19 protein-coding genes are annotated in these 14,133 nt (G+C 37.2%); 5 read left to right on the top strand and 14 right to left on the bottom strand.

Annotation, left to right across the window (positions count from 1 at the left end; genetic code table 11):
• Positions 1-70: 70 nt before the first annotated feature.
• The 3 genes from AC07VK_RS10170 to AC07VK_RS10160 all read left to right on the top strand — a co-directional run bounded on the left by AC07VK_RS10170 (position 71) and on the right by AC07VK_RS10160 (position 1,395).
• Complete coding sequence (locus AC07VK_RS10170) at positions 71-718, top strand: hypothetical protein (RefSeq protein WP_492954079.1); 648 nt, start codon at positions 71-73, stop codon at positions 716-718.
• 109 nt (positions 719-827) lie between these two features.
• Entirely contained in the window at positions 828-1,190 is a 363-nt protein-coding gene (locus AC07VK_RS10165; protein ID WP_492954080.1) for a hypothetical protein, read from the top strand.
• A gap of 10 nt (positions 1,191-1,200) precedes the next feature.
• On the top strand, positions 1,201-1,395 hold the full coding sequence (locus tag AC07VK_RS10160) for a hypothetical protein (RefSeq protein WP_057932164.1): 195 nt from the start codon (positions 1,201-1,203) through the stop codon (positions 1,393-1,395).
• A 274-nt stretch (positions 1,396-1,669) separates the two neighbouring features.
• Here the strand turns inward: AC07VK_RS10160 and AC07VK_RS10155 are convergent, their stop codons facing one another.
• The 8 genes from AC07VK_RS10155 to AC07VK_RS10120 form a co-directional block, all read right to left on the bottom strand.
• Positions 1,670-1,939 (bottom strand): hypothetical protein, encoded by a 270-nt coding sequence (locus AC07VK_RS10155; RefSeq protein ID WP_492954081.1) that lies wholly within the window; start codon positions 1,937-1,939, stop codon positions 1,670-1,672.
• Positions 1,940-2,066: 127 nt separating this feature from the next.
• Positions 2,067-2,360 (bottom strand): hypothetical protein, encoded by a 294-nt coding sequence (locus AC07VK_RS10150; RefSeq protein ID WP_492960227.1) that lies wholly within the window; start codon positions 2,358-2,360, stop codon positions 2,067-2,069.
• 51 nt (positions 2,361-2,411) lie between these two features.
• Complete coding sequence (gene rpsJ, locus AC07VK_RS10145; protein ID WP_008244591.1) at positions 2,412-2,717, bottom strand: 30S ribosomal protein S10; 306 nt, start codon at positions 2,715-2,717, stop codon at positions 2,412-2,414.
• Between the two features lie 136 nt (positions 2,718-2,853).
• Positions 2,854-4,968, bottom strand: a complete 2,115-nt coding sequence (gene fusA / locus AC07VK_RS10140; RefSeq protein WP_086547756.1) for an elongation factor G — start codon at positions 4,966-4,968, stop codon at positions 2,854-2,856.
• A gap of 129 nt (positions 4,969-5,097) precedes the next feature.
• Positions 5,098-5,565 carry a 30S ribosomal protein S7 gene (gene rpsG / locus AC07VK_RS10135; RefSeq protein ID WP_029278632.1) on the bottom strand — a complete coding sequence of 156 codons (468 nt, stop codon included), beginning with the start codon at positions 5,563-5,565 and terminating at the stop codon, positions 5,098-5,100.
• A 17-nt stretch (positions 5,566-5,582) separates the two neighbouring features.
• Positions 5,583-5,996 carry a 30S ribosomal protein S12 gene (gene rpsL, locus AC07VK_RS10130; protein ID WP_029278631.1) on the bottom strand — a complete coding sequence of 138 codons (414 nt, stop codon included), beginning with the start codon at positions 5,994-5,996 and terminating at the stop codon, positions 5,583-5,585.
• A 340-nt stretch (positions 5,997-6,336) separates the two neighbouring features.
• Entirely contained in the window at positions 6,337-6,696 is a 360-nt protein-coding gene (locus tag AC07VK_RS10125; RefSeq protein WP_492954083.1) for a helix-turn-helix domain-containing protein, read from the bottom strand.
• Positions 6,680-6,991, bottom strand: coding sequence for a type II toxin-antitoxin system HigB family toxin (locus AC07VK_RS10120; RefSeq protein ID WP_492960225.1), 312 nt, complete (start codon positions 6,989-6,991; stop codon positions 6,680-6,682). Before AC07VK_RS10120 ends, AC07VK_RS10125 begins: the two co-directional genes overlap by 17 nt.
• 177 nt (positions 6,992-7,168) lie before the next feature.
• On the opposite strand from AC07VK_RS10120, the gene AC07VK_RS10115 reads away from it, so the two are divergent.
• Entirely contained in the window at positions 7,169-8,074 is a 906-nt protein-coding gene (locus tag AC07VK_RS10115) for a prohibitin family protein (RefSeq protein WP_492954085.1), read from the top strand.
• Between the two features lie 17 nt (positions 8,075-8,091).
• Entirely contained in the window at positions 8,092-8,664 is a 573-nt protein-coding gene (locus AC07VK_RS10110; RefSeq protein ID WP_492960223.1) for a rhodanese-like domain-containing protein, read from the top strand.
• A gap of 12 nt (positions 8,665-8,676) precedes the next feature.
• On the opposite strand, the gene AC07VK_RS10105 is transcribed toward AC07VK_RS10110, so the two are convergent.
• From AC07VK_RS10105 to AC07VK_RS10080, 6 genes are all read right to left on the bottom strand, one after another.
• Positions 8,677-9,135 carry a hypothetical protein gene (locus AC07VK_RS10105; protein ID WP_492954087.1) on the bottom strand — a complete coding sequence of 153 codons (459 nt, stop codon included), beginning with the start codon at positions 9,133-9,135 and terminating at the stop codon, positions 8,677-8,679.
• Between the two features lie 145 nt (positions 9,136-9,280).
• Positions 9,281-12,097 (bottom strand): TonB-dependent receptor, encoded by a 2,817-nt coding sequence (locus AC07VK_RS10100; RefSeq protein WP_492960221.1) that lies wholly within the window; start codon positions 12,095-12,097, stop codon positions 9,281-9,283.
• Positions 12,098-12,211: 114 nt separating this feature from the next.
• Positions 12,212-12,610: a hypothetical protein gene (locus AC07VK_RS10095; protein WP_492954089.1), complete on the bottom strand. Its 399-nt coding sequence runs from the start codon at positions 12,608-12,610 to the stop codon at positions 12,212-12,214.
• A 177-nt stretch (positions 12,611-12,787) separates the two neighbouring features.
• On the bottom strand, positions 12,788-13,009 hold the full coding sequence (locus AC07VK_RS10090; protein WP_492960218.1) for a VF530 family protein: 222 nt from the start codon (positions 13,007-13,009) through the stop codon (positions 12,788-12,790).
• Between the two features lie 23 nt (positions 13,010-13,032).
• Positions 13,033-13,677 carry a class I SAM-dependent methyltransferase gene (locus tag AC07VK_RS10085; protein ID WP_492960216.1) on the bottom strand — a complete coding sequence of 215 codons (645 nt, stop codon included), beginning with the start codon at positions 13,675-13,677 and terminating at the stop codon, positions 13,033-13,035.
• Complete coding sequence (locus AC07VK_RS10080; RefSeq protein WP_492960214.1) at positions 13,658-14,065, bottom strand: RidA family protein; 408 nt, start codon at positions 14,063-14,065, stop codon at positions 13,658-13,660. The genes AC07VK_RS10085 and AC07VK_RS10080 overlap by 20 nt, the downstream gene beginning before the upstream one ends.
• Between the last annotated feature and the right edge of the window lie 68 nt (positions 14,066-14,133).

Raw genomic sequence — 14,133 nt, 5'->3', positions numbered from 1 at the left:
TCAGGTAAAATTTATATTATATCAATTAAAAGATATTTTTATATTCGCTACTAAATTAAACAAACAAATAATGAAGAAAATCTTATTAACGCTCGCTATCTTGTGCTGCTTTACGGTTTTAACCAAAGCGCAATTTGAAGGCTCGAAGCAAATTTTTGAAAGTCCAAAACTAAAGGAAACAATCAAAACACAAAAAACTGTAGCCATTTTACCTTTCGAGGTAAAAATTTCTTACCGGAAACAACCAAAAAACTTCAGTGCAGAAGGAAACAAAAGCCAGGAAGAGTCGATGGCAAGATCGATACAGGCCAGTATGTACACCTTTTTGTTAAGGAAAGCGTCTGACTATACCGTAACTTTCCAGGATGTTGACAAAACAAACATCTTATTAAAAAAAGCAGGCGTTTTAGGTAAGTTAGACGAAACAACTAAAGATGAATTGGCCAAAATACTTGGTGTTGATGCCGTTATCGGTGGACGTTTTGAAACTGAACAAACCAAATCTGAAGCTGGTGCAATCGCCTCAGCTGTTTTATTTGGTGGCTTTGGAGGAAAATCTGGAACAGGCACCATGTTCTTAACCATAAACAATGGAGCGGACGGAGAATTATTATGGCGTTTCTTTAAAACGATGGACGATTCCATTATGAGCTCTACTGATGATATGGTAGAACGGATGATGCGAAAAATATCACGGAATTTCCCATATAAAAGTTAAAACGAAGGCAGATAGAAATATCTGCCTTTTTTGTTATTACCTATTTTTTGATTTATCCCGATTCAAACTATTTAGTCTGCGTTCTGTTTATTCATAAAGCAATAATACTATGAAAACGAACATATATAACAAGGAAGAGCATATTGAAGGTTATGTAGGATCAGGTGATGAGCAATCAGAAAAATCTGATGTACAAAAAGCTTACGAAGAAGGTAACAACACCGACGTAGTAACCAGTTATGGCAAAGAACCGAGCGAACTGATTAAGGGAAATCCTTTAGCCAAAGATGGCAGGGATAATTCTGGCACACAAGGTAAAGATTCTCTCAGCGACGATGCCTACAACAGTTCAGATAAAAACCCAACCGTACAGAGCGCTGCAAGCCATACCGGAAGTTCTTCCGACGATTTTAAAACGAATACCAGCATTAATGAGGCTGATGAAAACCATGCTTTAAATACAGGAATATAAACAGATAATTATGGGACTATTAAAATATGCCATTTTAAGTGCAGCAGCAGTATATGGTTTTAAGTATGCCACAAAAAAGCGGGTAACTGACGGTAAATCGTTGATTGATGACTTTAAGGAAAAAGCTCCAGAATACGTAGATAAGATTAAGAATTATTCTGAAAAAATAAGACAGGATTATCGGCAAACAAGTGATTTATACTGACAATTAATCAAGTGTAGAAATACACATTAAATTGACATATATCAATATATTAATATCGAAAGTGTTGTAAATTGGCGATAAGTTCTTGAAATTTGCAGCCCTGTAGGATTCGCGACAAAGATTAACTAAAAAAATCAGAGACTAAAGATTTAAGGGCATTTGCTTCTTGATTAACGCATTTCAGTTGTGGAATCCTAATTAATTTCCATCTACCGGAAAATGCATAAATTTTATAAAGGGACTATTCTATATGGATAGTCTCTTTATAATTAGATCATAAATCTTTTCCGCTCAAACCTTTCTCGTTATTCTTGTTTCTGTTTCCAATGTCTTCACCCTGACTTAAATTCGAATTATTTAAATTTTCATTTACGGCATGTGTAGGATCATTTTCTGTTTTCAATAAATGCGCCTCATCTGGCTGATCTTTACGCTTAAAATCAGCTCGTTTATGCCCGTAAGTAGCCTCTCCATTATCCCATTCAATATCTTCCTCACTGCGGTTAATCTCCGAATTAGGATCGATATTTTTATTTTCATTCATTTCCATAGCATTATATTTTTTATAGATACTTCTTATTTAACAACAATTGGTACAATAAAAAAGTTTAATCGGGCATTGCTATATAAATCGCAGCCTTTTGCTTTTTTAACCAAATCCCACCATCAATTTACTTTACGCCTTTACTTTGGTCTATCGCTGTACTACTATCCAAATCATCTTTAGATGATCCATTTTCATCACGATGCTTTGGTGGATTTTCCATTCTACTTTCTTCCAGTTCAGAAAAATCACTATCTTTTTGATTGGCCACTTCGCCATGTGAGGAAGGTTTTTCTTTCAGTGCTTCTTTAGGATCTGCAAAATCCTGTCCTTCAACTGGTAATCCTTCGTGCTTTTTATCTTCCTTAGTCATATCAGTACAACCAGCCAGCGCTGCTTTTGTTTTAGGATTTGAAAGCATAAAAAAAGGCCCCGATTTGCATCGGGGCCTTTTCTGTTCTTTTAAAATCAATTAAACTTTGATTTCAACTTCAACACCGCTAGGTAATTCAAGTTTCATTAAAGCATCAACTGTTTTAGAGTTAGAGCTATAAATATCCAATAAACGTTTGTAAGCGCATAATTGGAACTGCTCTCTAGCTTTTTTGTTTACGTGTGGAGAACGTAAAACAGTAAAGATTTTTTTCTCTGTAGGAAGTGGAATTGGTCCACTTACAACTGCACCCGTAGGCTTAACAGTTTTTACGATTTTCTCAGCAGATTTATCTACTAAGTTGTAATCGTAAGATTTTAATTTAATTCTGATTCTTTGGCTCATCTTATTTTTAATTATGGTTTCCCGTTAGAGCTATTAACAACAGAAACCGGATTTATCTTTTTAGTAGCAAGTATTAGTATCGAGTATCAAGACTGATAATCGATCTTGATACTTGATACCTTTATCTTAATACTAATTAATCTTCAGATTTTACTCTTCCTTTAGATTTAGCAACTACTTCATCCTGTACGTTTTTAGGCGCAGCTTCATAGTGGTCAAATTCCATTGTAGAAGTTGCACGGCCTGAAGTGATTGTACGTAACTGCGTTACATAACCAAACATTTCAGAAAGCGGTACAGTAGCTTTAATTACTTGAGATCCATTACGGGTATCCATACCTAATAATTGACCACGACGACGGTTCATATCACCGATCACATCACCCATGTTTTCTTCAGGGGTTAAGATTTCGATTTTCATGATTGGCTCCATCAAAGTAGGTTTACATTTAGGTAAAGCTTCACGATATGCCATACGGGCAGCAAGCTCGAATGATAAAGCATCTGAATCGACTGCGTGGAATGAACCATCAATCAAACGTACTTTCATATCAGGAAGCGGATAACCAGCTAATACACCGTTAGCCATTGCAGCAGCAAATCCTTTTTCTACTGAAGGAATAAATTCACGTGGAATTGAACCTCCTGTAATTTCGTTTACGAACTGTAAACCACCTTTTTCGAAATCTGCATCAATTGGTGAAATAACAACCTGGATATCGGCAAATTTACCACGACCACCAGATTGTTTTTTATATGTTTCACGGTGTTGAGTACTACCAAAAATTGCTTCTTTGTAAGCTACTTGTGGCGCACCTTGGTTAACCTCTACTTTAAATTCGCGTTTTAAACGGTCAATTAAAATATCTAAGTGTAACTCACCCATACCAGAGATAACAGTTTGACCAGTTTCCTGATCAGTCTGAACCCTGAATGTAGGATCTTCTTCAGCTAATTTAGCTAAGCCCATACCTAATTTATCAACATCAGCTTGAGTTTTAGGCTCAATAGCTAAACCGATAACTGGCTCAGGGAAGTTCATAGACTCAAGAACGATTGGGTTTTTCTCTTCACAAAGTGTATCACCAGTTTTGATATCTTTAAATCCTACTACCGCAGCAATATCACCAGCAGCCACATTAGGCACAGGGTTTTGCTTGTTAGCGTGCATTTGGAAGATACGAGAAATACGCTCTTTACTTTCTGAACGTGTGTTATACACGTAAGAACCAGCTTCTAAGTTACCCGAATAAACGCGGATAAAACATAAACGGCCTACGAATGGGTCAGTTGCAATTTTAAATGCTAAAGCTGCAAATGGCTCATTGATACTTGGTTTTAATAAAACTTCAGCCCCTGTATCTGGGTTAGTACCTGTAACACCTTCTGAATCAAGAGGTGAAGGCAATAATTCCATCACATAATCCAACATGGTTTGAACACCTTTGTTTTTGAAAGATGAACCACAAACCATAGGAACGATTTTAGCATCTAAAACAGCTGCACGTAAAGCATCTAAAATTTCGCGTTCGGTGATTGAATTTGGATCTTCGAAGAATTTCTCCATTAAAGACTCATCATAATCAGCAACTGATTCTAGTAATTTCTCTCTCCACTCAGCAACTTCGTCCAACATATCTTCTGGAATTGGCACTTCAGTAAAGGTCATACCTTTATCATGCTCATTCCAAACGATACCACGGTTGTTGATCAAATCAACCACACCTTTAAAGTTATCTTCAGAACCGATAGGTAATTGTAATGGAACTGCATTACTACCTAACATATCTTTAACTTGTTTAACAACTTTTAAGAAGTCAGCTCCAGAACGGTCCATTTTGTTAACGAAACCGATACGGGCAACATTATAGTTGTTAGCCAACCGCCAGTTGGTTTCTGATTGAGGCTCAACACCATCAACTGCAGAAAACAAGAACACTAAACCATCTAATACACGTAACGAACGGTTTACCTCAACGGTAAAATCCACGTGTCCTGGTGTATCGATAATGTTCATGTGGTAAGCCTGACCTCTGTATTTCCACTCAACCGTAGTTGCAGCAGAAGTGATCGTGATACCACGCTCTTGCTCTTGTGCCATCCAGTCCATTGTTGCAGCACCTTCGTGCACTTCACCAATTTTATGACTTACACCAGCATAATAAAGAATACGCTCAGTTGTTGTAGTTTTACCCGCATCAATGTGAGCCGCGATTCCAATATTTCTTGTAAATTTTAAATCTCTTGCCATGTTATGTTTTTGATTTATCTGATTTTAAATGATTACACCGATTATGTTAAAACAAATCGGTGTAATTTATCTAATCAGTATAATCTTCTAATTAAATCTGTGTAATCTTACTAATCTGTTAATCCTAAATTAGAATCTGAAGTGAGAGAACGCTTTGTTAGCCTCAGCCATTTTGTGCGTATCTTCTTTCTTCTTAACAGCAGCCCCTTCACCTTTAGCAGCAGCTACGATTTCACCAGCTAATTTCTCTTTCATGGTTTTTTCGCCACGTTTACGAGCGTATAAAATTAACCATTTCATACCTAAAGCTGTTTTACGCTCTGGTCTAACCTCAGTTGGAACCTGGAAGTTAGCACCACCAACACGACGAGATTTAACCTCTACAGCTGGCATAATGTTAGTTAAAGCACGTTTAAAGATCTCTAAACCGTTTTCACCTGCTTTTTTCTCAGCAATTTCAACAGCATCGTAAAAAATTGAATAAGCGATAGATTTTTTTCCATCGTACATCATATTGTTTACAAAACGAGTTACCTGAACATCATTAAATTTTGGATCAGGAAGAATAATTCTCTTTTTTGGTTTTGACTTTCTCATTTCTTATTTCCTCCCGATTATTTCTTTTTACCTTTTGTTGGTGCTGCAACTACCTGTCCTGGTTTAGGACGTTTAGTACCATATTTAGAACGACGTTGGTTACGACCAGCTACACCTGATGTATCTAATGCACCACGGATGATGTGGTAACGTACACCTGGTAAATCTTTAACACGACCACCACGGATCAATACGATTGAGTGCTCCTGTAAGTTGTGACCTTCCCCAGGAATGTAAGCATTCACCTCTTTACCGTTCGTTAAACGAACACGGGCTACTTTACGCATTGCTGAGTTTGGTTTTTTAGGGGTAGTGGTGTACACACGTGTACATACACCTCTTCGCTGTGGACAGCTGTCCAACGCTGGAGACTTACTCTTGAACTCCAGTGCTACTCTACCTTTTCTAACTAATTGTTGAATGGTTGGCATTGTGCTTTTTTATGTTTTTTTATTAAAAAATTTACCGCTCCCCCGGCATCCTTGCAGATAGCCCATAAAACGGACTGCAAAAGTAGAACAATTCTTTTTAAAAATCAAGGGGTTAGCGTAAAAAGTTTTCAGTTGGCAATTATCAGTTTTCAATTGAAAATTAAGGAGTTGCAGTTCAGTTTGCAGTTTTGAGTTTTCAGCCAAAGGTTTTCTCCCCAAACTCTTTGGCGTGCTCGTCAAGCTGAACCTTTTTTAGTATCTAATTTAGGTGTTTAAATACTTTTTGGAAAGCAGTTGTAGCAATCTTGGCTTAGTTTGAGCGTTTTAGATAAAAAATAGCTTAATAAGCACTAATCAAACTACTGGCCGGAATATTCAAAATCTCATGTAATTTTCTAATCATACTTAAACTGAGTTTGCGCTTACCGCTCAATATTTCAGATTGGCGACTGCGGGCACCTAAAATTTTAGATAGCTCACTTGGCGCTTTACCCAATTGTTCTAACCTAAATTTGATGGCTTCAATTGGTGATGGAGGTGCAATTGGATAATGACTTTCTTCGTAATGTTCTATTAATAATGTTAACAAATCCAATTCATCAGCTTGCTCGGTATCTAAATCAAGATCTTTTTGCATCAACAAGTAGGCCCTTTCTAAAGCCAACTCATACTCATTCTCGGTTTTAATTACTTTTAACATATTTTACCTCCTCCACATTAATTTTATCATAATTAGCATGTGTGCCAATCCAAACTATAAAAACAATTTTTAATTTAAATTCTATATCGGCAACCAACCTATAATCGTTACCCTTAATGTTAAATACGAACCGTTTACCTGTTATTACATCTGCAGTTGCATACAACTTAATTACGTCTGCAGGCATATTCCAATCTTGCTCAACAACCTCACCGTACCAAGCCTCTAAACTAGCCTTGGCGGTGCTGTGTTTCTTGTAATATTCAACAAGTGTCTTTTTAGCAATAATCCGCATGCACAAATATATTACCAAAATGGTAACAAAAACAAATTTATTTCATTACCTCATAATTTCATGAGACTAATTAGACACTATCACAGAAGTTATATCTGTTAGTAATGGGTTAAATACATAACTGTTTTTTCACACCATTATATTAAATACTTTATCTTTAATAAAAATCTAAATTATATGTTCTTAAGTATCGTTGGAATTATTATCATTTTTATCGGCTATGCAGTATCAAGCCAAAATAATCTGGTTGGCCGTTACAGCAATATCACCAAAATTATCGGTGTAGTACTGGTCATCATCGGCTTATCTTTCTCTATGTTTAAAGTTATTGATGCTGGTGAAGTTGGCGTCAAAACCGTTTTCGGAAAGGTAGATAATGAAGTTTTATATAGCGGCCTAAATGTAATTAATCCTATAGCGGTAATTACCCCATTTGATGTTAAAACACAAAACTACACCATGTCTGGCGTGCATGATGAGGGCAATAAACAAACTGATGATGCTTTACGTGTTTTATCGGCAGATGGCCTGGAGGTCATTATCGATCTTTCGGTACTCTTCAGGGTAAAGGGGAGTGCCGCTCCAAATATCTTAAGGGAAATAGGCACCGACTATCTGGAAAAGATTGTACGCCCGGTTTCCCGTACTGCCATACGCGATAATGCTGTTGCTTACGATGCCGTTGCATTGTACTCGAGTAAACGGGATGAATTTCAATCGAAAATATTTAATACCATAGAGAAGAGTTTTGCCAAAAGAGGTTTAGAGTTAGAGCAGCTTTTGGTGCGTAACATTACCTTGCCAGCATCGGTAAAAGCAAGTATCGAATCTAAGATAAATGCAGAACAAGATGCACAAAAGATGACATTTGTACTCCAAAAAGAACGCCAGGAAGCAGAACGGAAAAGAGTAGAAGCGCAGGGAATTGCCGATTACCAACGCATTCTTTCTACAGGCTTAAGCGATCGCCAGCTCCAATACGAATCTATATTGGCTCAAAAAGAAATTGCAAAATCAGCCAACACCAAGGTTATTATTATGGGTAATGGCAAAAGTGCACCAATTATTTTAGGTGGAAATTAACATTCAATTGTTTAAAAATGAAAACAAAAATTATCACCATTATATGCTGTAGCGTTGCATACTTATGTAATGCACAAACTTCTTCAACTATTAAAAGAATGGCCAATGTAGATTTTGATGCTTACGAAAAACTTATTCCTGAGGTTAAAGCCCATCGTAAAGGTAGGCTAATAGATTTACCAACTTTTTTAAAAATGGCTGAAGAGAAAGGCACTATTATTTTAGATACACGTTCTGACAGTCTATTTAAACGCAAACATGTTAAGGGTGCCATTCATTTAAATTTTTCTGATTTCACACAACAAAATCTGTTAAGGATTATACCAAATGCGGATACCAAAATATTAATCTATTGCAATAATAATTTTATAGATGACCAGGCAAATTTTGCCAGTAAAGTAGTTGTGCCTGTTTTGATAAAGAAAAAAATAGCCCCAATTTCATTGGCCTTAAATATTCCTACTTATATTAATCTATATGGTTATGGTTATAGAAATGTATATGAGCTCTCCGAACTGGTAAGCACACGGGATAAACGAATAACATTTGAAGGAACCGAAATCAGAAGTGCTATTGTTAAGGCACGATGATAAAATTAAAACTTAATTACAATCCTTAAAACTATCTTTCAAAACCTTCAGCCGCGCAACTGCAGCTTCTAATTCTTTTGGTGCTTTACCATACTCGTAAGTAATTTTATATTGTTTGCCATCGGCATTAATGGCAATCCACTCTGCTCCTCCATCAGCACAATCAGGACAGCCAATTACTTCAGGCAGGGCAGAAATCTTCTCCAAATTCAATTCTTTTTTGATCGCATTTATATCAGCTTCAGAGATTGTTTTGCTACAGGTTTTGGTATCAGCTGTTTGCCCGTTTTTCGATTTAGAAAAAGTAAGTTTCAGGTCGCTAATGAGTAAATTATTGGAACAATAGCCTACACACATCCCAAACGACGATCCATAACCAATACTGTTTAGGGTTTTAATGTCGCCTTTTTTACATGCCGAAAAGGACAGGGTTATCAAAATTGCAAAAATGAGTGGTAAAGTTCTTTTCATATGTTGAGGTTTACAAACAAGCCTATTCTATCCCGAAGATACAAATATCGTACTACATAGAGCTAAACTAATCTCCGCAACAAACAACTATTTCAACACCAGGTATAGATGGACTGTATACTAGGGATAAGATATTTTTAGGCACCTAATTAACGGTATTACGCGGGTTGCTCCGTTGGTTGTTTGCGCCAACTTTGGTTAACTTGTAATTTAGTGATAAATAAAAGTACCTGGTGATGTTGTTATACCTTACATCTTCAATCCGGCTGCTGTTTACAATTCTATCAATGCTGGTATTCTGGTTTAAAATATCAAAACCTTTTAAACCCAGTGTTACCCTGCGTTTCATTAAATATTTGTTTATGCCTGCGTTAAGCAAAAAGTAATTGTTATTAAACCCATCAGCGCGGCCTGCTGAACCGATGTGATCCAAATCAGCTTCTATCCGTAAGTCTTTAATGAACTCGTAACTCAGATTTAAAGTGTTATTTAGCGTAAAATATTTATTGTCGATCGCTGATTCTGCCGTATTATTAACTTTGGTATAGGCAACATAAGCATAAATACCGGCATTAAATTTATCATCTATATCATAACTCCAGTTAATGTTCGGACCGATTTCGAACCTGTTGGTGATGTTTTTAGCGCCGCTGATGAAGTTTGTTCTATGTTCAGTAAAGAAATTTGCACCATAATTCATCCTTAAACCTTTAAGTTTTGATGGCATTCCAAAAAATGTTCCGGCACGCAGGTAATAATTACCATTTACATTGATCGGCTTTACCGTTTGGATACCATTGTTATAAGTAATATCATTTCCGGTATCATCAAAAGATAAGTTGTAGAGGAAATATCCATTCCAATAGCGGTTATTATCAGGACTAAAGGTATTGAAGTTTACCGATAGGCGATGGTTTTTCCGAGCTTCGAGATCAGGGTTCCCTATTCTTTGATATAATGGATTGGTATTGTTCTGTACAGGCTGCAGATCGGTAACGGAAGGCAGATTAACGCTTGCCCGATAATTGATCGCAATGGTTTGATTCGCTTTATTTTTAAAATTGACCGTTAAACGCGGCAATAAGTTGTAATACGATTTTTCAATATTGCCGATGTTGGCACCTACGTTATTAAATACATTGGCATTTAACAAACTTTCCTGTGCATTGAATCCGAAATTATAGGTCCAATCCTTTCCGGTGTAGATAAAACCCAAACCAGCAACTTGTTGGCTGTTATGATTATCGAAAGTATTGGTTAAGGATGGCACAATGGTTTCGTAGCGATCGGTAGTCGGGTTATAATCAAAGGTAATCTGCTGTGCATCAACAATGCTTCTTGTATAACCGTAAGCAAGATTAGCACTCCACTTTTGATTTAACTGCCTGGCATAATTTCCGTTGATGGTATAGGTTTTTGAGGCGTTTTCCTGATTCGCCTGCTGATTGATATTGGTAACGGTCGTACCACCATTTACATATTGATGAAGCAGTGATTGATTTAACCAGTCGGAATTAAAGGTATTCTGTGTACCATTTAACCGGAGCGAAACCGAGCCTTTTTTATTGGCCAATCTCCTCAGCACGGTAAACTCGCCAAATAAGGACGGGGTGAAATTATGCTGATTGTAATACTGGCTTCCATCATTTGCTTTTCCTGAAGCATCAAAATTAGCATTAAATGTACGGTTGTTGATGTTGGTGGTACTGTTGAGGATCACATTCGGACGGAATACCATATCTGTTAACGAATCGGGATGGTATTCTGCTTTAAAATTAAAGCGGTGTGCTTGATTGTTGCTATTGCGGTCGGTATTATCCAATGTGCGCAAAATATCACCTGAGCTTAAGTCTTGAATATTGGATAATTTATTACCTAAACCAGAAGAAAAATAAGTAAAATAACTTCCGCTAATTGCTAACTTATTATTCTTGCCCCAAGAATTACTGTAGTTTACTCCGCCACTATGTGTGGTGTAGAGCCCAATGGCATTGTTATCAAAAACACCGCTGCCGCCAATAGTGGTTTTACCATTATTGTTACTGATAGAGAAACTTCCCCCAGCAGGTGGGGCAAAAATATTTCCGATATTTCCACCGCTGAAACTACTCAGATCATCGTAGCCAAAACTGGCATCATTGGTATTATTGCTCATCCCCAAAACAGCAAATTGCAGGTTTTTATTAAAATGGTTGGCACTTAAATAGCTTCCATATTTATCTGTTGTCCCCCCCGCAAGATTAGCGTTACCGAACCAGCCCTTTTTCTTATCTTCTTTAATGGTGAGGTTCAATACTTTTTCGCGCTGACCGTCGTCAATACCAGTAGCTTTCGCTTCCAAAGTTTTGCTGTCAATCAACTGTACTTTGGCGATGGCATCTGCAGGGAGGTTTTTTGTTGCCGTTTTAGGGTCAGTGCCAAAAAAGTCTTTTCCATCAACGGTTAGACGGGTAACTTTCTGCCCCTGTACCAAAATACTTCCGTCTTTATCAACAGTTACGCCCGGGAGCTTCTTCAATAAATCTTCAACCGCAGCATTTGGCCTGGTTTTATACGCATCGGCATTAAATTCTACGGTATCTTTTTTTACTGATGCTATTGCATAGCGGCCATTTACAGCAACATCCTTTAAGGCAATGGCATCCTCTTTCAATTTTAAGGTGCCAATGTTAACAGTCTTTCCGTTCAAATTGATCTCTTTAGTGATGGAATTGTAACCCAAGGCCGAAATTCTGATTTTGTAATCACCATTGGCAACCGCATTAAAAGAAAATTCTCCGCCTTTGTTGGTTACCATACCTACTTTTTTGGTCGAATCAGTTTTACCCGATAAAATAATGCCCACATATTCAATGGGCTGGTTTGTTTTCCCATCAATAATTTTTCCATTTATATTACCCGCTTGTTGTGCGAAGACTTTCGTAGATAATATGCACAGCAACATCCATAAATAGGTTTTCATAGTTAAAATTGTCTTTTTTGTTGGTTGGTTTGATTAACCCTTTTTTAAGGTTTCAACTATAAGACACCAAAAAAATTAAAATGTGACAAGAAAAAATATTTTTTTGCTCATGAATCAGGGCAAGTCGAAAGCGAAGGTATATTTTAACTTTTTTCCACTCAGCACATATTCAGATACTACCTTTCCGTCAACAAGGATTTTATACTCACCTTTAGATTTTTGCTTAGCAGTGGCAAAAGTTGTAAGCTGAACATGTGTTCCTGATTTTAGGGTAACACTTTTTTCCCAGATGCCACTTACCTCGCTTAGTTCAGTCTCCTTTCCATTTTCATCGGTGTAAGCTACATCAGCTTTTAAACCATCGCCAAAGCTGGCCTGATAAACTACATGGTAACTTTCTTTTTTAGGGGTATCTATTTTGCCTTTCGACATGGAATAGAACGTTGTCATGGTTGAAATAGCGCAACTGCCCAGTACAAGCATCAGCAAAAAACAATAAAAAATATTTTTCATTAGACAAGGTTTAGATCAAGATGACGAGTATACGCGGATAAAGGTTGCAAGGTGAGATAATTATTGAATGAGAGAATGACAGGATGATTGAATGAAGAAATTACTGGATGGCTGATTGAAGGAATGTTGGATTTGATCACTAGCACATTCGCTCATTCAAAATTCACTCATTAGATCTCATTTATGAAACGTATCAAAATATAATTCTTCTACCTTTTTACGGGCCCAGGGCATTCTTCTTAAAAATTTTAAGCTCGATTTTATAGTTTGGTTGTTGTTAAAACAATCAATCCTAATTAGTGACCCCAGTTTTTCCCAGCCGTAATGTAGCTGAAGATCGGTTACAATTTTTTCTAAGGTGATACCGTGTAAGGGATTGTTTTTTTGCTGTTCGGCCATGCTGTAAAGTTAAGGCAAAATTATCAGGGTTTATATTGCGCCATCCAAACATTTGCGCCCCCACAGTCGGGGTCGTTTATTTTATGTGTAAGCACCTCAAATTGATTCGATTCGAGCAACGATTGATATTCCTCTGTATCCAAAGAAGCATGAAATAAGTTTTCACCACCGTTCATCGCCCAAACCTCTCCGCTATCCGTTCCCGAGGTAAACAACAAAATGCCATTTGGTTTAAGGTGACGCTTAAAAATACCGAACATACCAGGCTGATCGGCTGCTGGAAGATGAAAAAAACTGTGCCAGGCAATTATTGCATCGAATTTTTCACCCAAATCAAGTTTACGCATATCTTTTAGCATAAACTGTGTGTCGGGAAAATTTAGTCTGGCCAACTCTAGCATCTGCTCACTGGCATCGATTCCGAGAACGTTTATATTTTGGCTGATCAGGTATTCCAATATAGGTTTTCCGCTACCACAGCCCAAATCTAAAATGCTTGCATTTGGAGGCATCCGCTTAAGTAAACCGTCTAAATAGGCTTTCTCCTCTAAACCAGCATAACGGTTTTGGGCAAACCACTTACCCATTTTATTGTAAGCCTTATAAACGTTTTTGCGTTCTCCTTTTTCCATCTTAAAGTCTTTGAATTTATCCAATGGCTGTGGCATCAATTTCAATTAACATGCCATTTAAGGCCAATCTTTGTACCGGAATAAGCGTGTTTACAGGAAATTTCTGATCAGGCCATATTTTGTTTGATTCTTCGATCAGGATTTCGTGTTTCTCCTCATCATAATCTACCACCAATGTAGTGAGCTTTGCAATATTGGCCATACCTAAATTCTTACTTTTTAAGGCTAAAGCGATATTCTCGAAGACAATACTTACCTGCGTCCTGAAATCATCACTCAGTACGCCATCGGTTCTGCTACCACCCTGGCCCGCCACAAATACAAGTGAGGAATTGGCCGAAACCGAAGCGACGTGGGAATATCCATGCGAACGGGGATCGTATATGCCTGCGGGGTTGGTAATTTCTAAATTAGTTTTTTCCATTCGCTGTAAATTAACTGGTGCTAAATTATTTGATAAGAATTAGTAAACCGTCGGTTGTTTGCAATAAA

The sequence above is a fragment of the Pedobacter sp. GW821-FHT01D05 genome (assembly GCF_059422505.1).
This window is presented reverse-complemented; position numbering and strand designations above follow the sequence as displayed.

Bases quoted from the DNA above. Each gene is read 5' to 3' on its own strand.
- AC07VK_RS10110 (WP_492960223.1), top strand. From the start codon at position 8,092: ATGAAAACAAAAATTATCACCATTATATGCTGTAGCGTTGCATACTTA.
- fusA (WP_086547756.1), bottom strand. From the start codon at position 4,968: ATGGCAAGAGATTTAAAATTTACAAGAAATATTGGAATCGCGGCTCAC.
- AC07VK_RS10170 (WP_492954079.1), top strand. From the start codon at position 71: ATGAAGAAAATCTTATTAACGCTCGCTATCTTGTGCTGCTTTACGGTT.
- AC07VK_RS10155 (WP_492954081.1), bottom strand. From the start codon at position 1,939: ATGAATGAAAATAAAAATATCGATCCTAATTCGGAGATTAACCGCAGT.
- AC07VK_RS10160 (WP_057932164.1), top strand. From the start codon at position 1,201: ATGGGACTATTAAAATATGCCATTTTAAGTGCAGCAGCAGTATATGGT.
- AC07VK_RS10095 (WP_492954089.1), bottom strand. From the start codon at position 12,610: ATGAAAAATATTTTTTATTGTTTTTTGCTGATGCTTGTACTGGGCAGT.
- AC07VK_RS10080 (WP_492960214.1), bottom strand. From the start codon at position 14,065: ATGGAAAAAACTAATTTAGAAATTACCAACCCCGCAGGCATATACGAT.
- AC07VK_RS10150 (WP_492960227.1), bottom strand. From the start codon at position 2,360: ATGCTTTCAAATCCTAAAACAAAAGCAGCGCTGGCTGGTTGTACTGAT.
- AC07VK_RS10085 (WP_492960216.1), bottom strand. From the start codon at position 13,677: ATGCCACAGCCATTGGATAAATTCAAAGACTTTAAGATGGAAAAAGGA.
- AC07VK_RS10105 (WP_492954087.1), bottom strand. From the start codon at position 9,135: ATGAAAAGAACTTTACCACTCATTTTTGCAATTTTGATAACCCTGTCC.
- rpsG (WP_029278632.1), bottom strand. From the start codon at position 5,565: ATGAGAAAGTCAAAACCAAAAAAGAGAATTATTCTTCCTGATCCAAAA.
- AC07VK_RS10125 (WP_492954083.1), bottom strand. From the start codon at position 6,696: ATGTTAAAAGTAATTAAAACCGAGAATGAGTATGAGTTGGCTTTAGAA.
- AC07VK_RS10115 (WP_492954085.1), top strand. From the start codon at position 7,169: ATGTTCTTAAGTATCGTTGGAATTATTATCATTTTTATCGGCTATGCA.
- rpsL (WP_029278631.1), bottom strand. From the start codon at position 5,996: ATGCCAACCATTCAACAATTAGTTAGAAAAGGTAGAGTAGCACTGGAG.
- rpsJ (WP_008244591.1), bottom strand. From the start codon at position 2,717: ATGAGCCAAAGAATCAGAATTAAATTAAAATCTTACGATTACAACTTA.
- AC07VK_RS10165 (WP_492954080.1), top strand. From the start codon at position 828: ATGAAAACGAACATATATAACAAGGAAGAGCATATTGAAGGTTATGTA.
- AC07VK_RS10120 (WP_492960225.1), bottom strand. From the start codon at position 6,991: ATGCGGATTATTGCTAAAAAGACACTTGTTGAATATTACAAGAAACAC.
- AC07VK_RS10090 (WP_492960218.1), bottom strand. From the start codon at position 13,009: ATGGCCGAACAGCAAAAAAACAATCCCTTACACGGTATCACCTTAGAA.
- AC07VK_RS10100 (WP_492960221.1), bottom strand. From the start codon at position 12,097: ATGAAAACCTATTTATGGATGTTGCTGTGCATATTATCTACGAAAGTC.